Source organism: Streptomyces sp. NPDC059909, from assembly GCF_042730885.1.
Classification (GTDB): Bacteria; Actinomycetota; Actinomycetes; order Streptomycetales; family Streptomycetaceae; genus Streptomyces.
The window spans coordinates 92,716-111,117 of record NZ_JBHWKX010000016.1 but is presented as its reverse complement, the minus strand read 5'-3'; the positions used below and the strand labels follow the sequence as shown (position 1 = coordinate 111,117).

Annotated in this window: 14 protein-coding genes; 9 read left to right on the top strand and 5 right to left on the bottom strand. The window is 71.4% G+C overall.

Going from position 1 to position 18,402, the window contains the following annotated elements; genetic code table 11:
• The first annotated feature begins 366 nt into the window (after window positions 1-366).
• The 3 genes from ACFV9O_RS14185 (at window position 367) to ACFV9O_RS14175 (ending at window position 3,227) form a co-directional block, all read left to right on the top strand.
• Window positions 367-867, top strand: coding sequence for a cysteine dioxygenase (locus ACFV9O_RS14185; protein ID WP_385416840.1), 501 nt, complete (start codon window positions 367-369; stop codon window positions 865-867).
• A gap of 78 nt (window positions 868-945) precedes the next feature.
• Entirely contained in the window at window positions 946-1,902 is a 957-nt protein-coding gene (gene cofD, locus ACFV9O_RS14180) for a 2-phospho-L-lactate transferase (protein WP_385416837.1), read from the top strand.
• Window positions 1,899-3,227, top strand: a complete 1,329-nt coding sequence (locus tag ACFV9O_RS14175) for a coenzyme F420-0:L-glutamate ligase (RefSeq protein ID WP_385416835.1) — start codon at window positions 1,899-1,901, stop codon at window positions 3,225-3,227. The genes cofD and ACFV9O_RS14175 overlap by 4 nt, the downstream gene beginning before the upstream one ends.
• A 216-nt stretch (window positions 3,228-3,443) precedes the next feature.
• Here ACFV9O_RS14175 and ACFV9O_RS14170 read toward each other — a convergent pair whose 3' ends face one another.
• From ACFV9O_RS14170 to ACFV9O_RS14160, 3 genes are all read right to left on the bottom strand, one after another.
• Window positions 3,444-4,463 carry a DNA-3-methyladenine glycosylase family protein gene (locus ACFV9O_RS14170; RefSeq protein WP_385416832.1) on the bottom strand — a complete coding sequence of 340 codons (1,020 nt, stop codon included), beginning with the start codon at window positions 4,461-4,463 and terminating at the stop codon, window positions 3,444-3,446.
• A gap of 188 nt (window positions 4,464-4,651) precedes the next feature.
• Window positions 4,652-5,743, bottom strand: a complete 1,092-nt coding sequence (locus tag ACFV9O_RS14165; RefSeq protein WP_385416904.1) for a sugar phosphate nucleotidyltransferase — start codon at window positions 5,741-5,743, stop codon at window positions 4,652-4,654.
• Window positions 5,744-5,846: 103 nt separating this feature from the next.
• The gene (locus ACFV9O_RS14160; protein ID WP_385416829.1) at window positions 5,847-7,298 is read right to left on the bottom strand and encodes a peptidoglycan recognition protein; all 1,452 of its coding nucleotides are present in this window, start codon (window positions 7,296-7,298) and stop codon (window positions 5,847-5,849) included.
• Between the two features lie 128 nt (window positions 7,299-7,426).
• Here ACFV9O_RS14160 and ACFV9O_RS14155 point away from each other — a divergent pair, with 128 nt between their 5' ends.
• From ACFV9O_RS14155 to ACFV9O_RS14140, 4 genes are all read left to right on the top strand, one after another.
• Window positions 7,427-8,179 (top strand): TIGR03089 family protein, encoded by a 753-nt coding sequence (locus ACFV9O_RS14155; RefSeq protein WP_385416827.1) that lies wholly within the window; start codon window positions 7,427-7,429, stop codon window positions 8,177-8,179.
• Between the two features lie 139 nt (window positions 8,180-8,318).
• The gene (locus ACFV9O_RS14150) at window positions 8,319-9,626 is read left to right on the top strand and encodes an LCP family protein (RefSeq protein WP_385416824.1); all 1,308 of its coding nucleotides are present in this window, start codon (window positions 8,319-8,321) and stop codon (window positions 9,624-9,626) included.
• Window positions 9,627-9,850: 224 nt separating this feature from the next.
• Window positions 9,851-11,596, top strand: coding sequence for an LCP family protein (locus ACFV9O_RS14145; protein ID WP_385416822.1), 1,746 nt, complete (start codon window positions 9,851-9,853; stop codon window positions 11,594-11,596).
• Between the two features lie 49 nt (window positions 11,597-11,645).
• Window positions 11,646-13,331: an LCP family protein gene (locus tag ACFV9O_RS14140; protein WP_385416820.1), complete on the top strand. Its 1,686-nt coding sequence runs from the start codon at window positions 11,646-11,648 to the stop codon at window positions 13,329-13,331.
• Window positions 13,332-13,532: 201 nt separating this feature from the next.
• On the opposite strand, the gene ACFV9O_RS14135 is transcribed toward ACFV9O_RS14140, so the two are convergent.
• Window positions 13,533-14,546 carry a glycosyltransferase family 2 protein gene (locus ACFV9O_RS14135; protein ID WP_385416817.1) on the bottom strand — a complete coding sequence of 338 codons (1,014 nt, stop codon included), beginning with the start codon at window positions 14,544-14,546 and terminating at the stop codon, window positions 13,533-13,535.
• Window positions 14,547-14,855: 309 nt separating this feature from the next.
• Between ACFV9O_RS14135 and ACFV9O_RS14130 the strand changes: the two genes are divergently transcribed.
• Window positions 14,856-16,250: an LCP family protein gene (locus tag ACFV9O_RS14130; protein ID WP_385416900.1), complete on the top strand. Its 1,395-nt coding sequence runs from the start codon at window positions 14,856-14,858 to the stop codon at window positions 16,248-16,250.
• A 224-nt stretch (window positions 16,251-16,474) separates the two neighbouring features.
• Here ACFV9O_RS14130 and ACFV9O_RS14125 read toward each other — a convergent pair whose 3' ends face one another.
• Window positions 16,475-17,023 carry an acyl-CoA thioesterase gene (locus ACFV9O_RS14125; RefSeq protein WP_385416814.1) on the bottom strand — a complete coding sequence of 183 codons (549 nt, stop codon included), beginning with the start codon at window positions 17,021-17,023 and terminating at the stop codon, window positions 16,475-16,477.
• Window positions 17,024-17,142: 119 nt separating this feature from the next.
• On the opposite strand from ACFV9O_RS14125, the gene ACFV9O_RS14120 reads away from it, so the two are divergent.
• Window positions 17,143-18,360, top strand: a complete 1,218-nt coding sequence (locus ACFV9O_RS14120; RefSeq protein ID WP_385416811.1) for an LCP family protein — start codon at window positions 17,143-17,145, stop codon at window positions 18,358-18,360.
• The last annotated feature ends 42 nt before the right edge of the window (window positions 18,361-18,402 follow it).

Below are 18,402 nucleotides of genomic sequence, written 5' to 3'. Positions count from 1 at the left end.
CAGTCTGATCACGAGAGCACAACGGCGTTTGAGAGCGCGGTTGCTGCGCGATGTCTCCGGCCGAGCGGCTGCACAAACCTTTCTCCGACCGGAGTAACCGGATGAGGTGAAACATTGACGCCAAACCGGGCATCGAGTTGACATTCGGGACCGCGTTGGCCACCTTGGAAGGCATGCCAGCGACCACAGCGCCTTCCGCGACCCCCCTCCGTGGGTTCCGCAGTGCTGTCCAGGGTCGCTGTTGCTGTTGCTGTTCCAGCTGTTGATGCCGTAGCGCTCCAGCTCTTCCCCCTCCGCCCCTCCGGGCGAGGACTCGCGACACCCCAGCACTGACCTTTCTGTTTCTGCCGAGGAACCACCGCACCCATGAACAGCAGCAGCGACCTCCAGATCGCCGGCGACATCCTCGAGGTCCAGCACCTCCTCCAGCCCGCCAAGGAGCACCCCGCGACCGTGGCCGAGTTCGCCGGTCTCGCCCGCTCCATCGCCGACGACCGCGCCCAGTGGGCGCACCTCGTCCAGTACGACGCCACCTCCCGCTGGTACCACCGGCTGCGCACCGGCCCCGGGTACGAGGTCTGGCTGCTCTCCTGGGTGCCCGGCCAGGGCAGCGGGCTCCACGACCACGGCCCGTCGTCCGGCGTACTCACCGTGCTCGAGGGCGAGTTGACGGAGCGGACGGCCACCGCCGCCCGGTCCCTGACCGCCGGCGCCCAGCGCGTCTTCGCACCCGGATATGTGCACGAGGTGGTCAACGACTCGCTCGAACCGGCCGTGAGCCTGCACATCTACTTCCCGGGCCTGACCGAGATGCCCATGCACGCCTCGCACTGCTCCCCGGCCCGCGAGGACGTCGTCACCGCCTGACGGGCTCGCCCGACCAGCCCGTCCGTCGCCCCGCCCACCGCCCCTCGACGATCGGCCGACGGCTGACAGACTGTCGTTATGCGCATTGTGGTTCTGGCCGGTGGCATCGGCGGTGCTCGTTTTCTGCGTGGCCTCAAGGCGGCCGCCCCCGAAGCCGACATCACGGTCATCGGCAACACCGGTGACGACATCCATCTGTTCGGGCTGAAGGTCTGCCCGGACCTCGACACGGTGATGTACACGCTCGGCGGCGGCATCAACGAGGAGCAGGGCTGGGGACGCACGGACGAGACCTTCCAGGTCAAGAGCGAGCTCGCGGCGTACGGCGTGGGACCGGAGTGGTTCGGGCTCGGCGACCGTGACTTCGCCACCCACATCGTCCGTACGCAGATGCTGGGCGCGGGCTATCCGCTGAGCGCCGTCACCGAGGCGCTGTGCGACCGCTGGCAGCCCGGCGTGCGGCTCATCCCCATGACCGACGACCGCGTCGAGACCCATGTCGCCGTCGACGTCGACGGCGAGCGCAAGGCGATCCACTTCCAGGAGTACTGGGTCAAGCTGCGCGCCTCCGTCGACGCCCATGCCATCGTGCCCGTGGGGGCCGAGCAGGCGAAGCCCGCGCCGGGCGTGCTGGAGGCGATCTCCACCGCCGACGTCATCCTCTTCCCGCCGTCCAACCCCGTGGTGAGCGTGGGCACGATCCTCGCGGTGCCCGGCATCCGGGAGGCGATCGCGGAGGCGGGCGTCCCCGTCGTCGGCCTCTCCCCCATCGTCGGCGACGCGCCGGTGCGGGGCATGGCGGACAAGGTCCTGGCGGCGGTCGGCGTCGAGTCGACGGCAGCGGCCGTGGCGAAGCACTACGGCTCGGGCCTGCTGGACGGCTGGCTCGTGGACACCGTGGACGCGGGTGCGGTGGCCGAGGTCGAGGAGGCGGGGATCCGGTGCAGGGCCGTGCCGCTGATGATGACGGACGTCGAGGCCGCCGCCGCGATGGCGCGCGAGGCGCTGGCGCTCGCGCAGGAGGTACGGGCATGACGGGAGCGGAGAGCCTGACGGGGGCGCCGACCTCGCCGTCGTACCGGGCCTGGGCGCTGCCCGGGCTGCCCGAGGTCCGGCCGGGCGACGACATCGCCAAGCTGATCGCGGCGACCGAACCGGGGCTGGTCGACGGCGACGTCCTGCTGGTCACGTCGAAGATCGTGAGCAAGGCGGAGGGGCGGATCGTCGCGGCCGACGACCGCGAGGGCGCCATCGACGCGGAGACGGTACGGGTCGTGGCACGGCGTGGCGCCCTCCGTATCGTCGAGAACCGGCAGGGCCTCGTCATGGCCGCGGCCGGTGTCGACGCCTCCAATACCCCTGCCGGGACGGTGCTGTTGCTGCCCGAGGACCCGGACGCGTCGGCCGCGCGTATCCGCGAAGGGCTGCGGGACACGCTCGGCGTCGAGGTCGGTGTGGTCGTCACGGACACCTTCGGGCGGCCCTGGCGGACCGGGCTCACCGATGTCGCGATCGGGGCGGCGGGCGTGCGGGTGCTGGACGATCTCCGCGGTGGCGAGGACGCACACGGCAATCCGCTGAGCGCGACCGTCGTCGCCACGGCGGACGAACTGGCCGCGGCCGGCGACCTGGTCAAGGGCAAGGCCGCAGGGCTGCCGGTCGCGGTGGTGCGCGGGCTCGGCCATGTGGTCTCCGCGGAGGCCGAGGGGGCGCGGGCCCTGGTGCGGGTGGCCGAGGACGACATGTTCCGGCTGGGCACCTCGGAGGCCGTACGGGAAGCGGTGACGCTGCGGCGCACGGTGCGGGAGTTCACGGACGAACCGGTGGATCCGGGCGCGGTCCGGCGCGCGGTCGCCGCGGCCGTGACGGCGCCCGCACCCCATCACACGACGCCGTGGCGCTTCGTGCTGCTGGAGTCCGCGGAGTCGCGGATGCGGCTGCTGGACGCGATGCGGGACGCCTGGATCGCGGACCTCCGGCGCGACGGCAGGTCGGAGGAGTCGATCGCCAAGCGGATCAGGCGAGGCGACGTCCTGCGCAACGCGCCCTACCTGGTGGTGCCCTGCCTGGTGATGGACGGCTCGCACACGTACGGGGACGCCCGGCGGGACGCGGCGGAGCGCGAGATGTTCGTGGTCGCCGCGGGCGCGGGCGTACAGAACTTCCTGGTGGCGCTCGCGGGCGAGCGGCTCGGGTCGGCGTGGGTGTCGTCGACGATGTTCTGCCGCGACGTCGTGCGCGAGGTCCTCGGGCTGCCGCAGTCGTGGGACCCGATGGGAGCGGTGGCCGTGGGACGGCCCGCCGCTCCCCCGAAGGACCGGCCGGCGCGGGACGCGTCGGCGTTCATCGAGGTGCGGTGAGCAGGACGCCCGGTCCGCGCTGACACCGGCTCCGGACCGGCGAGCCGGGAGCCGGGCCGGCAGGCGGCCGGATCGGGCGGGTCGGCAGCGACGGACCGGGCTGGTCGGCAGGCCGGGCGTCTCGCCGGACGCATCGCGGGGATCCGCCGGTGCGCGCCCTCCGGGCGGACGGCCGGGGCCAGCCAGTTCCGGCCCGGCTCGCCGATGGCCGGTCGCTCACAGGGCGGCGATGTCGTGACGCGGCATCTTCGGCTGCCGGCGCGCAGGCACTCGTCCGCTCAGCAGGATCAGGCGGGCGGCGCGGTGGCGCTGGCCCGCGTAGGGCTCCAGGAGCTCGAGCATCGCGGCGTCGTCGGCGTTGCGGTCACCGGCGAGGGCGTAGCCGACGATGCCGGGGAGGTGGAGGTCGCCGACGGTCACGGCGTCGGGGGCGCCGTTGCTGCGCTGGACCGTCTCGGCGGAGGTCCAGGGGCCGATGCCGGGGATCAGTTCCAGGCGGGCCTGCGCCGCCTCGGGGTCCATCGCGGCGGCCTCCTCCATGCGGCGGGCGACGCGGACGGCCCGGAGGATCGTGGAGGCCCGCTTGTTGTCGACGCCTGCGCGGTGCCACTCCCAGGAGGGCACGAGGGCCCAGGTCCGGGGCTCGGGCATGACGTACATCCGCTCCGGCGCGGGGCCCGGGGCGGGCTCCCCGTACTTGCGCACGAGCAGCCGCCAGGCGCGGTAGGCCTCGTCCGTGGTGACCTTCTGTTCCAGGATCGACGGGATCAGGGACTCCATGACCAGTCCGGTGCGGGTCAGTCGGAGACCGGGTCGGCGGCGGTGGGTGTCCGCGACAAGGCGGTGGCGGGGCTCGAAGGCATCCGGGTCGTCGGACTCGCCGAGCAGCGCGGGAAGCTGCTCCTGCAGCCACTCGGCGCCGGGGCCCCAGGCCTCGGCGTGCACGGCACCGTCCCGTGCGGCGACACGGAGCGTCCCGGGGCCTGCGGGGGTACGGGTCGCCCGCCACACCGAGCCGTCCGGTGTCGTACGGAACGTGGGGTCCGCGGGCCCGCGCCGCAGCGGCCCCAGCACCAGCCCGAGGTCGAGCGGCCCCGGCGGCACGTACCGCCGTTCCCGGCCCGCGGGCGGACGCGCCGCCGCCCTGGGCGCGGGTACGGGCGCGGGTACGGCGACCTCGCCACCGCGTGTGGTGGTGCGGGTGACGGCGGGGCGGGGTTCGAAGCGTCCGGCCACAGGTGGGGTCCTCGGGGTTCGGGGTCCCTTCGAGGGTAGGGCCCGCACCGCCCGCCCGTGCGGCGAACCCGGCCCCGCGGCCCCGCCCGCCCGTGCGGCGAACCCGGCCCCGCGGCCCCGCCCGCCCGTGCGGCGAACCCGGCCCACCCGCGCGGCAGAACCGGGCCCGAGCGTGACTGTGAGCGCGACTACTGGTCCGACGAGAAGCGGATCGCCCCCGCGGGCAGCGTCGCGTCGCACCACACCCGGACGCCGTCCCGCAGCTCGTTGTCCGGCCCGATCGTCGCCCCGTCGCCGATGACCGCGCCGGAGAGGACCGTGCGCGCGCCGATGCGGGCGCGGGCGCCGATCAGGGAGTCGGTGACGACCGCGCCGGCTTCGACGACCGCGCCGTCCAGGACCGTGCTGCCCGAGACGCGGGCGCCCTCGCCGATCACCGCGCCGGCGCCGACGACCGTGCCCTCCGTCAGCTTGGCGTCGGGGGCGACCGTGGCGGTGGGCAGGACGAGCCGGTCGCCGCAGCGGCCCGGCACCGCCGGGGACGGCGCACGGCCCAGCACGAGGTCGGCGGAGCCGCGGACGAAGGCCTGGGGGGTGCCGAGGTCGAGCCAGTACGTGGAGTCGACCAGGCCCTGCAGATGCGCCCCGGCCGACAGCAGGTCCGGGAAGGTCTCCCGCTCGACCGAGACCGGACGGCCCGCGGGGATGCTGTCGATCACCGAGCGGCGGAAGACGTACGCCCCCGCGTTGATCTGGTCGGTGACGATCTCCTCAGGGGTCTGCGGCTTCTCCAGGAACGCCGTCACCCGCCCGCGCTCGTCCGTCGGGACGAGTCCGAAGGCCCGCGGGTCCTCCACCCGGGTCAGGTGCAGCGACACGTCCGCCCCGGACCGCTCGTGCGTCTCGACCAGGTCGCCGATGTCCAGACCCGTCAGGATGTCCCCGTTGAAGATGAGCACCGGGTCGTCGGGCCCCGACCGCAGCCGCGACGCCACGTTCCGGATCGCCCCACCCGTGCCGAGCGGCTCCTCCTCGGTCACGTACTCCAAGTGCAGCCCCAGCGAGGAACCGTCGCCGAAGTACGGCTCGAAGACCTCCGCGAGGTACGAGGTCGCGAGCACGATGTGCTCGACGCCCGCCGCGCTGGCCCGTGCCAGCTGGTGGGTGAGGAACGGCACGCCCGCCGCGGGGACCATCGGCTTGGGCGTGTTCACGGTGAGCGGCCGCAGCCGCGTGCCCTTGCCACCGACCAGGAGGATCGCTTCTTGGGCCTGAGTCAATGCCATCTCTGCTTCCTGCTGGGGCCGGGCGTTTTCGTGCGTATGACCGGCCAGTGTATGCAGCCTGTTCGTACGTACGTATGCGGCACCGCGGTACGACTTTTCAACGCCCCTGATACTTCGCCGAAGCGCTGCGCGCCACGCCGAGTTTGCTGTAGAGGAGGCTGCCCGGGCAGTCCGTCGCGAATCCGTCGCGGTGCCCGGAGATGACGTTGAGTCTGGCCTTCGTGCCCTTCGTGAACTTGTTGCCGCCGGCGGATGTCAGATAGGTCGTCGTCGTCGGATCCACCCCGTACAGACCCAGCTTCCAGGCGGTGAGCCTGGCCACCGCGGTCACCGCGACGGCCGGCGGGGTGGTCGCACTGTAGGTGCCGATGACCGCGATGCCCATGCTGTTGCTGTTGAAACCGCGTGTGTGGGCACCCAGGACGGCTTTGGCCACGCCCCCCGCGCGCCCTTCGTAGATGTTTCCGCACTTGTCGACGGCGAAGTTGTAGCCGAAGTCGCGCCAGCCGCTGCTCTGTACGTGGTAGCGGTAGATACTGCGGAGGACGGAGGGAGCCTGCTGGCAGGTGTACCGGTTGCCCGTCGCCGTGTGATGGACGAAGGCCGCTTTGACCCCGTTCGTGTAGACGAACTGCTTTTCGCGCAGGTTCTCGTCCGCCCCCCAGCCCTTGCGCGTGATGATCCGCGGCCGGGGACCGACGTACGGCTTCGCGACCCCGTACATCCTCGCTTCCGCCTCCGTCTGGGCCTTGGTCAGGGCGGGGATGACCCCGGCGCCGAGCGGCGCGAGCTCGGCGTTCACGGCGGAGGCGGCCGCGGCCTCCGGCGACAGGGCCGCGGCCTGGGCGTTATCGATGCCGGACTGGGCACCGGCGGCCGGGAGTTCCTCCTCGCCCGACGGCTCAGCCTCGGACTCGGGTACGGACTCCTCGGGTACGGACTCCTCGGGTACGGGCTCCTCCTCCGCCGCCTCGTCCGACACCGGGGCCTCTTCCTCCGCCCGGCCCGGGTCGACGAGCTCCAGCCGCAGCCCGCGCGGCAGCGGCGGGGTCAGCCCGCGGAGCAGCCCGGTCCCGGCGGGTTCCGGCCGTACGCGCACCTCCACGCCGTCCGAGTCGCCGACCCACAGCGGCGCGGTCGAGCCGCGCACCGGGCCGCCCTCGGTCCGCTCGGTCGAGCCGGGGTCGGCGCCGTGCTCGTGGTTGTGGGTCTCCACGTCCTGCCACGCGGACCACCCACCGGAGCCGGTGGCGCGCGTACGGACCTGGACCGTCCCGTGCAGTTCGGCGTCCACGTCGTCCCAGACGACCCCGAGGAGCGAGAACGGGCGGACGTCGCGCCGCGTCAACCCTTGCGCGACCGCCTCGCCGTCCGCCCGCAGCAGCCCGGGGAGCGGAGCCAGCGGCAGGGACTGCGTGGCGCCCGGCACGTCCGGCCCGGCCGGCGCCGCACCGACCGTCGCCGTCGCACCGGCCGGCAGCGCGAGCGCGGGGAGGACGAGCGCTGCGGTGCACGCGGCGCCGATCGAGGATGCAAGCAAGGCACGCATGTGCATGATCCTGGAGAGCCCGGGCGGCGTACGCCCCTCGGAAAAGTGACGGTCCGTCGGTCCGTCCGGGGGATCCGGTCACCGGTACGGACGCGCCCGCGCGGCCCCCGCGGCGTACCCTTGCGCGGGTGAACGCCAGCGACCGCACCCCCGCCGACCTGCTGCGATCCGCGCTCGCCGCGGACCCGGCCCGCCCCTTGGTCACTTTCTACGACGACGCCACCGGCGAGCGAGTCGAATTGTCCGTCGCCACCTTCGCCAATTGGGTGGCCAAGACGGCGAACCTCCTCCAGGACGGGCTGTCCGTCGAGCCGGGCGACCGGCTGGCACTGCTGCTGCCCGCCCACTGGCAGACCGCGGTGTGGCTGCTCGCCTGTTCGTCGGTCGGGGTCGTGGCGGACGTCGGGGGCGACCCGGCGGCCGCGGACCTGGTGGTGAGCGGCCCGGACAGCCTCGATGCGGCCCGCGCCTGCTCCGGGGAGCGGATCGCGCTCGCGCTGCGCCCCCTCGGCGGGCGGTTCCCGCAGCCGCCGGAGGGCTTTGCCGACTACGCCGTGGAGGTCCCGAGCCAGGGCGACCGTTTCTCCCCGTACGTACCGGTCGATCCGCACGCCCCGGCGCTCGGCGTCGCCGGTACGGACCTGACGGGCGCCCAGCTCGTGGAGCGCGCCCGTGCGGACGCCGCCGGACTGGGCCTGGGCGCCGGGTCGCGGCTGCTGTCGGGGCTTCCGTACGACACCTGGGACGGGCTGTCCGCCGGTCTGTACGCACCGCTCGCCTCCGGCGGCTCGGTGGTCCTCTGCCGGAACCTGGACCAACTGTCCCCGGAAGGGCTCGAGAAGCGCGTCGAGAGCGAGCGGGTCACCGGCACCGCGGTATGACGAACAGCTCGGGACGACGGGCGCTCTGAAGTCCACTCATACGGCTCACCGCGGGCCGAGCCCTCGGGCCTGAGGGTCGGCTCCGGGACATCATCGGCGGTACATACATAGACAAACTGCCGCGAGGATGGACCCAGAAGTGACCGACAGCGCTGGCACGCCCGCCGAACCGGACGAACCGGCCGCGCATCCGGCCGCGTCCCCGGCCACGGATCCGGCCGGGGACGCGGGCGACGAGGCGGACGACTGGGCGGCCGGGGACGCGGGCGACGAGGCGGGCGGGAGCGGTGGAACAGCCGGCCCCGGTGGGTCGGCCCCGGGGGGCGTGGTCAAGCGCGGGCGCCGCTGGCAGCGTTGGGCCGCCTGCGGGCTGTCGCTCCTCCTCCTCGCCGTCGCCGGGGTCAGCTGGTGGTTCTACCGCAAGCTCGACAGCAACATCACCACGGACATCACCACCGCCGAGGAACTGGAGCGGTACGACAGGGAGCGCCCGCTGCCCGCCGCCCACGGCGCGCGCAACATCCTCCTCATCGGCTCCGACACCCGCGCCGGATCCGCCAACCGCAAATACGGCCGGGCCAAGGGGCAGCGCTCCGACACCACGATCCTGCTGCACATCGCCGGCAACCGGCGCAGCGCGACCGCGGTGTCCGTGCCGCGCGACCTGATGGTGGACGTCCCCAGCTGCCGTACGGCCAAGGGCACGCGCACCCGGGCGCAGATCGCCCAGTTCAACTACGCCTACTCGTACGGCGGCGCAGCCTGCACGATCCGTACCGTCGAGCGGCTCACCGGGGTCCGGATCAATCACCACATGGTGATCGACTTCCATGGCTTCAAGGGCATGGTCGACGCCGTGGACGGGGTCCAGGTCTGCCTGAAGAGGCCGATCAACGACAAAGAGGCCCATCTCAGCCTGAAGGCGGGCAAACAGACCCTCAACGGCGAGCAGGCCCTCGGCTTCGTCCGTGCCCGCAAGACGCTGGGCAACGGCAGCGACACCGAACGCATGGACCGACAGCAGCAGTTCCTCGGCGCGCTCTTCAAGAAGGTGCAGAGCAACGGCGTCCTGCTCAACCCGACCAAGCTCTACCCGGTCCTCGACGCGGCGACCAGGTCGATCACCACCGACCCCGGCCTGGACTCCCTGAAGGACCTCTACGACCTGACGCGCTCGATGCGGGGCGTGCCGCCGGAGCGCGTGCAGTTCCTCACCGTTCCCCGGAAGCCGTACGCGGCGGACCCGAACCGGGACTCGCTCGTCGAGCCGGCCGCGAGCGAACTCTTCGAGCGGCTGCGCAGGGACGCGCCCGTGATCGTGGTCGCGCCTGATGCGACGCCGAGCACCGGGGCCGACACGGAGGGTGAGGAGAATGCGGGCTCCTCGAACCCGCGCCCGACGCCCACTTTCTCCGGCACGAACGCGGCTTCGGGCATGTGCAAGTAAAGCGATCCCCAAGGTGCGGTCGGCAGTCCATGAAGTTTGCGCGGAATGCCCAGTTGTAAGGCACGTGGAATTTGTCACGGACGTCGCTCGGCGCTGAACTGGGCGGATAGTGTGACGCGATCCGGTACATCCGGCCACGAGGCCGCGCACAACCGGATCGACGAACCGAGCGTCTCCCGGGGGAGAGACGCCTCGCGTGGCACCGACGGAGGACTCAAGCAACCGTGGACGCGCACAGCCGTGGACGGGCGGAGGACATCGACCCCGCCGACCAGTGGGTACTGAACCCGCAGACCGGCAACTACGAACTGCGACTGGACCGCTCCGCTGGGCAGTCGGTCGCAACCCGCTCCGCCGGCGTCTCCCCCTCGAGAACGGCCGGTCGCCGCGGCGCCACCCGGCCCGCGCCGCCGAGGACGGAGGTCCCCGGGCAGCGCACACGCCGCTCGAACCGTAGCGGGAGCGCAGAAGGGGGCGGGCACGACAACCTCACGCCCCCCGGTGGCCCAGGACGCCGTAAGCGCAAGCAGCGGAAGAGCCGCAAGAAGAAGGCGCTGCTGTGGATCGGCGGCACGCTCGCGCTGCTGATGGTCGGCACGGCGGGCGCCGGATACCTCTACTACGAGCACCTGAACTCCAACATCAAGTCCTACTCCGACGACGGAGCGGGCACCGGCGGCTTCAGCACCGACCGGGCGATCAACATCCTGCTGATCGGCACGGACAAGCGCACCGGCAAGGGCAACGGAAGCTACGGCGACAAGAACAGTCCCGGCCATGCGGACACCACGGTGCTGCTGCACGTGTCCAAGGACCGCACGAACGCAACGGCGTTGAGCATTCCCCGCGACCTCATCACGGACATTCCGGACTGTCCGACCGAGCAGGAGGACGGCTCCAGCAAGGTCATCCCGGGATCGCAGGGTGTCCGGTTCAACACGAGCCTCGGCCAGGCGGGCCGTACGCCGAGTTGCACCATGCGCACGGTCAAGGAGCTGACCGGCATCACCATGGACCACTTCATGGTGGCCGACTTCAACGCCGTCAAGACGCTGACGTCGGCCGTCGGCGGCGTACCCATCTGTCTGGACAAGGACATCAAGGACCCGGACTCCAAGCTCGATCTGCCGGAGGGCGAGCACGAGATACAGGGTGAGCAGGCGCTCGCGTTCGTCCGTACCCGGCATGCGGTGGGATTCGGCGGCGACCTCGACCGTATCAAGCTGCAGCAGCAGTTCCTCAGCTCACTCATGCGCAAGCTGAAGTCGAACGACACCCTCACCAGCCCCACCAAGCTGTTCAAGCTGGCGGAGGCCGGAACCCAGGCGCTGACCGTCGACTCCAAGATCAGCGAGATCAGCAAGCTCCGCGACCTCGGCCTGGAGCTCGGCAAGTTCGAGATGAAGAACCTGTCGTTCGCCACGGTGCCCGTCGTGGACAACCCGGCCGAGAAGGTCAAGGCCACGGTCGTTCTCGACGAGTCCAAGGCGGAGGAACTGTTCGCCACGGTCAAGAACGACATCTCGCTCACCGAGGTCGAAGCACAGAAGAAGGCCGCCAAGACCAAGCAGGACGCGCTCCTCAAGGGCTCGCGGGCCGACGCGTCGGACGTACGCGTCGACGTCTTCAACGGTGGCGGCCTGACGGGCTCCGCCCAGAAGACCCTCGACTGGCTGCAGAACTCCCAGGGAGTCCTCAAGTCCAGCAACAAGGGCAACGCCCCGGCCGATGTCGCCAAGACGCAGCTGGAGTACGCGCCCAACCAGGCCGACCAGGCCCGCAAGCTCGCGGATCTGATGGGCCTGCCGGCCTCGGCGCTGAAGCCCGGCACCGAGAACGCCGAAGGTCTGGAGGCGATGACGCTGACCCTCGGTCCCGATTTCAAGGGCGCAGGGGTGCCCATCAGCGGACCGGCGAAGGCGCCGAAGGTGGAGAAGGTCACAGCGGACGAACAAAAGTGCGCCCAGTGACGCCGCGATACGGCTCTCGGGGAGAGCCTGACAACAGGGGGATCTAAGGGTGGCGCAGAACAGCGTGCGTGGGGAGGGGACGCGAGAGCGCGTCCGGCACGCCGGTGAACGAGGCTGGGACGACAGCCTGTACGAGGACCACGGTGACGGCGCGGGCAGCACGGCTCCGGCCACCGCCGCCTCGTCGGGCGGCGGGCAAGGCCACGGGGAGGCCGGACGTCGCCACGGCGGCACGCCGGCCCGGCGCGGCAGGCGGGGCAAGCGGCGGATACTCCGCTGGGTCGCCTCCGTGCTCTCCCTGCTGATACTTGGCACGGCCGGCGCGGGTTACCTCTACTACAAGCACCTGAACAGCAACATCCGCAAGGGCGAGCGCGTCGCCGGTGACAGCAAGGCGCAGAAGTCGCAGCCGAACGCCGCCGGCCAGACGCCGCTCAACGTCCTGCTGATCGGCTCCGACAGCCGCAGCTCGGAGGCGAACCAGCAGCTCGGCGGGGCCCGGGACAAGGCGGACGCCCCGCCGCTGGCCGACGTCCAGATGCTGCTGCACGTCTCCGCGGACCGGAAGAACGCCTCGGTCGTGTCGATCCCCCGTGACACCCGGGTCGAGGTACCCGAGTGCGTGGACCCCGAGACCAAGCAGACGCACAAGGCGACCAGGACGCTGATCAACGAGACCCTGGGACGGGGCGGCCCCGGTTGCACCCTCCTCACCTGGGAGAACCTCACCGGGGTCTACATCGATCACTGGATGATGGTCGACTTCGCCGGTGTGGTGGCCATGTCCGACGCGGTCGGCGGCGCCGAGGTGTGCCTGAATCAGAACGTCTGGGACAAGCCCACCGCCATGGTGAAGGGCGGCTCCGGGCTCAAGCTGGAGCGCGGCCGGCAGACCGTCGAGGGCGAGACCGCCCTCAAGTGGCTGCGCACACGGCACGCCTTCTACAACGACTTCGGCCGGTCCAAGGCCCAGCACATGTACATGAACTCGGTGATCCGCAATCTGAAGGCGCAGAACGCGTTCAGCGACACCGGACAGCTGATGGACCTCGCCGAGACCGCGACCAAGTCCCTTCAGGTCTCGGAGGAGATCGGCACGGTCAGGGAGCTGTTCGATCTGGGCATGCAGCTCAAGGACGTGCCGACGGACCGAATCACGATGCTGACCATGCCGCGCATCGCCGACCCGTACGACAAGGACCGGGTGCTGCCGGCGCCCGGCAAGGCGGACGACCTGTGGCGCATGCTCCGGGACGACATCCCGGTGGACGGCAAGGGCCCCACCTCCAAGCCGAAGCCCGTCGCGGATCCGAACGATCCGGCGGCGCCGGCGAGCGAGATCGGGGTGATGGTGCAGAACGGCACTTACACCGCGCAGCTGGGCTCGGTAGGGGGCCGCGCCGGCGAGATCGCAGACGTCCTGAACGACAAGGGCTACGCCCTGGCCTCGGCGGACCGCACGAGCAACCCCATGGCGCACACTGTCGTCCGCTACCCCAGTGCCGAGCTGGAGGGGGACGCCCACGCGGTCGCCAAGTCGCTGGGAATCCCGGCGAGTTCGGTGAAGAAGTCCACGGACGTGTCGGGTGTGACCCTCGTCGTGGGTGCCGACTGGCGGACGGGTGAGAGCCCCCCGAAGGAGCCGGCGCCGACGGTGTCCAAGGAGGACACCGAAGCCCTCAACGGCGCCGACACCACGGAGTGCATGGACGTCTACGAGCCCTACCGCTGGTAGGGGACGAAGCGCGGCGGCGCGGCCGGTCCTCCTCGGGGGACCGACCGGGCCGCTTGTCCTTCAGGCGGGCCGTCAGGGCCGCCGCCGATGTCCCGCAGGGCGCCGTCCGGGAAGCAATCCGGGCGGCGCTTCCCTTTCCGGACGTGGCCCGTACAGCGGTTACTTCCACTGCGGCTGACCGCACCCTGACGACGTACGGGCTCAGGCCGCCGTCCGCACCGCCGGGCGGCGGCTCGCGATGACCTTCCGCGCGAGCGAGCGCGGGCTGGTCAGGAATCCGAAGCCCCACGACATGTGCATCGTGGCCAGCGCCACCGGGATCTGCAGCCGGGCCTTGAGCGGCAGGCCCTTGCCCGCCGGGACCGAGCCGGCGGTGATCGCGGCGAGATAGCCGGCCGGGATCACGAAACCCAGCGGGGTGACGGCGGCTCCCACGACGATGCCCGCGGTGATCACGCACACGGCGGCCGGCGGGGCGAGATAGCGCAGGTTGATCGAGCCCTGGTGGTAGCGGGCGACGACATGGCGCCAGCGGCCGTAGTCCTTGTACTGCTTGGCGAGCGCCTTCACGGAAGGCCGCGGCCGGTACTGGACCTTGAGCTCGGGCGAGAACCAGATCAGCCCGCCCGCCTCGCGGATCCGGAAGTTCAGCTCCCAGTCCTGGGCGCGGATGAACTCCTCGTTGTAGCCGCCCTGCTGCTCCAGCGCCTCACGGCGGAACACACCCAGGTACACGGTCTCCGCGGGGCCCGCCTGCCCGCCGGTGTGGAAGGCGGCATTGCCCACCCCGATCCTCGAGGTCATCGCGGCGGCGACGGCGTGCTCCCAGTCGTTCTCACCCTCGGCGTGCATGATGCCGCCGACGTTCTGCGCGCCGGTCTCCTCCAGGAGACGGACGGCGGTGGCGATGTAGTTCGCCGACAGCATGCCGTGACCGTCGACCCGTACCACGATCGGATGGCGGGAGGCCTTGATGGCGGCGTTGAGCGCCGCGGGCGTGCGCCCGGTGGGGTTCGGCACGGTGTGGACACGGGGGTCCTCGCGCACGAGCTCGGCAGCGATCTCGTCGGTACGGTCCGTGGACGGGCCGAGCGCGATGACCACCTCCATCTCGCCGTCGTACTCCTGCTCCAGGATGTGACGGACCGAGTCGCGCAGATGCCGCTCCTCGTTGAGGACCGGCATGATCACGGAGACGGCGGGGGCGGTGGGCATGTGTTCCTCGGGAGTCCGGGGTCCGGGGTCGTCCCCCGGAAGATCGGAGCCTCGGGGGCCGGGGGTCGCCCCCCGGGAGCTTGCAGCATCGCCCGCCACGTTACCGCGAACGGGGGACACCGGTGCGCGCCGCCCGGGGCCACAGATCGTATCGCCCTACAGTTCCGGGGATCCCGAATGCCGCCCGCGGAGGTGCCCCCCGTGCCCACACCGCCCCGCTCGCCCCGTCCGAGGCCCGCGGCCCGCGCACAGCCGCCGCGGCGCAGACCTCAGGCCCGGGTCGCGGTCCGGCAGCGGCCGCGCTGGGGGATCCGGATGGCGACGTCGCTGTCGATGCTCGTGCTGGGCGTCGGCGGCATCGGCCATGCGCTGGTGACGGGTCTCGACAGCGGGATCGGCCGGGTCGACCCGTTCAAGGACATGAAGAACCGGCCGGAGTCCGGGAACGGGACGAACATCCTGCTCGTCGGCACCGACGGCCGGGACCGGATCACCCGGGACGAGCGCCGCAAGTACCGGCTCGGCGGCGCACCCTGCCGCTGCACCGACACGATCATGCTGGTGCACCTCTCGGCGGACCGGAAGCGGGCGAGCGTCGTGAGCCTCCCGCGCGACTCGTACGCGGAGATCCCCACGCACACGGACGCGGTGACCGGGAAGCGTCACATGCCCCACCCGGTGAAGCTGAACGCGGCGTACGCGGAGGGCGGACCCGCGCTGACGGTGCGGACCGTCGAGCGCATGACGAAGGTGAAGGTCGACCACTATCTGGAGGTCGACTTCACGAGCTTCATGAAGACGGTGGACGCGGTCGGCGGGGTGCGGATCTGCACGGCCAGACCGATGAAGGACTCGTACACCGGTCTCGATCTCCCGGCGGGCAAGCACGAGCTGGACGGCGGGCGGGCCCTGCAGTACGTACGGTCCCGGCACGTCGACGGAGCGGCCGACCTGGGCCGGATGCAGCGGCAGCAGCGGTTCATGGCGGCGCTCGTCCAGCAGGCGACCGGCAGCGGGGTGCTGCTGAACCCGGTGAAGTTCCGCGAGGTCAGCAACACGGTGCTGAATTCGGTGCGGGCCGACAAGGGGTTCGGGGGCGATCAGATGCTGACGCTCGGGAAGGCGATGCGGGGCATCACGCTCGCGTCGTCGGAGTTCACGTCCGTCCCGGTGAGTGATGTCAGCCATCCGGTCAGGGGCATCGGGTCCACGGTGAAGTGGGACCCGGTGAAGTCCCAGCAGCTCTTCCAGGCGCTGCGCGAGGACCGGCCGCTGTCGCCGGAGCGGCCGAAGAAGCCTGCGCATCGCGGCACGGCAGCGGCTGCGAAGGTCGTCGTCGACGTACCGCCGGGGCAGATCCGGGTCCAGGTCTACAACGGCACCCGCATCGGCGGCCTCGGGGCGCGCGTGGACGCCGAGCTCCGCGCGACCGGTTTCGCGACGACCCGGAGGCCGATGAACAGCGACCGCCGTGACCTGCGCCGCACGGTCATCTCGTACGACCCCCGCTGGGACCGCTCGGCGAAGTCCCTCGCGGCCGCGCTCCCCGGCGCCGAGCTCCGCCCGGTCAAGGGTCTGGGCGCGACCCTCCACGTCAGGACGGGCACGGACTTCACGAAGGTCACCCCGGTCCGCGCGGAGACGCCGCCCAAGGGCAAGGGCAGGTTCGAGGCGATGACGGGGGACGAGGTGGTGTGCCCGTGAGGCCCGCACATTCCGGCCCGTCCGGGGGTCCCCCACGCCGCAGGGCGTAGGGGGAGTTCGAGGACGGACACACCGGCCGCCGCCGCGGTACCGGCCACGCATCCAGCCCGTCTGCCGGCCGCCGCCGCGGTGGGCGGCAGGCCGATGTCATCCACGGTGGTCGGCAAGCCGACATCACCTGCGCGGGGCGGCACGCAGGACCCCCACCCGGGAGCGCGAGGGCGTCAGTCCTCGTACCCCTCCGCCGCGCGCTTCTCGCGGAGCTCCTTGATCGCACGGCGCCGGGCCAGCCGGTGGGTGCGGCGGATTTGGGCCTCCTGGTAGCGGCGCTTGTCGCGTTCCGTCTCCGGTATCACCTGCGGCACGGGGCGGGGCTTGCCGTCCGCGTCGACCGCCGCGAAGACCAGATACGCGGAGCCGACCTGCGTGGCGGGCGTCGACTCGTTCCAGCGCTCGGCCAGGACCCTGACGCCGACCTCCATCGACGACCGTCCGGTCCAGTTGACCTGTGCCTTCACATGGACCAGGTCGCCGACCCTGACCGGCTCCAGGAAGACCATCTCGTCCATGGACGCGGTGACGGCCGGCCCGCCCGAGTGGCGGCCCGCGACCGCGCCCGCCGCGTCGTCCACCAGTTTCATGATCACGCCACCGTGCACCGTCCCGAGGAGGTTGGTGTCGTTGTGGGTCATGATGTGGCTGAGGGTGGTGCGCGACGACGCGGTGGGCTTACCCGGAATGTCGCCCTCCGGGTGCTGGGCCTGATCTGTCATGCCCTCCACCCTATGCGGCGACCTGCGGACCGGTGCATTGCATCAGCTTGGCAACAGCACCGAACCGATTCCCCACCCGCCCTGTCAGCGCCCGCACCCCGGCCTGCACACTGTTCCGCATGAATGAGTGGCCCGATGGATACGGACGTGGCAGCCAGGGTGAGCCCGAGGGCGCTCGCGCCATGCGTCATGTGCAGCAACGCCCGGTGCCCCAGCAGCAGTCGCAGGGGTACGACGACTACGCCCCGTACGACAGCGGCTACAGCACGGGCCAGGTCTACGGCACCCCGTCCGGTGGCGGAGGTCACGGCGGCGGTTACGACGACGACTACGACGAGCCGTACGGCCGCCCCGCACGCAACTGGGGCCGCCGCCTCAAGGTCGGGACGGTCGTCGTCCTCGTCACCGTGCTCGGCGTCTCCATAGGCACGTACTTCTGGGCCGATTCCAAGATGCGTCGCGAGGTCGACCTCTCCAAGGTCATAGACCGGCCCGAGGAGGGCGACTGCACGACGTATCTGATCGTCGGCTCCGACAGCCGCGAGGGCATGTCCGCCGAGGAGAAGAAGAAGCTCCACACCGGCTCCGCCGAGGGCAAGCGGACCGACTCGATGATGATCCTCGCGGCCTGCGGCAGCGGGAACACGATGATCTCGCTGCCCCGCGACTCGGACGTGGAGATACCGACCTTCGTGGGCTCCGAGTCCGGCAAGCGGTTCGAGGGCACGGGCCGCCGGGTCAAGCTCAACGCAGCGTACGCGGAGGACGGCCCCGAGCTGCTCGTCCGCACCGTCGAGCACAACACCGGCCTGCGCATCGACCACTACGCCGAGATCGGCTTCGCCGGCTTCGCGAACATCGTGGACGCCCTCGGCGGCGTCGAGATGGACATCCCGAAGGCCTTCAAGGACAAGAAGTCCGGCGCCGACTTCCAGGCCGGCAAGCAGACCCTGAACGGCGAGCAGGCCCTCGCCTTCGTCCGCACCCGCTACGCCTTCGCGGGCAGCGACCTGGACCGCACGAAGAACCAGCAGAAGTTCCTCGCGGCCCTCGCCAACCAGGCGGCCACCCCGGGGACCATCCTCAACCCGTTCAAGCTCTACCCGACGATGGGCGCGGGCCTGGACACCCTCGTCGTCGACAAGGACATGTCCCTGATCGACCTGGGCCAGATGTTCTTCGCGATGAAGGGCATCAGCGGCGGCACCGGCAAGTCCATGAACATCCCGATCTCGGACAGCCGCGGCGGCAACCTCGTCTGGGACAAGGCCAAGGTCAAGAAGCTCGTCCAGGAGATCAAGAACGACGACCCGGTCACGGTCACGTCCAACCGCTGACCGCCCCGCACACCGAACGGCCCCCGGCGTCGCCGGGGGCCG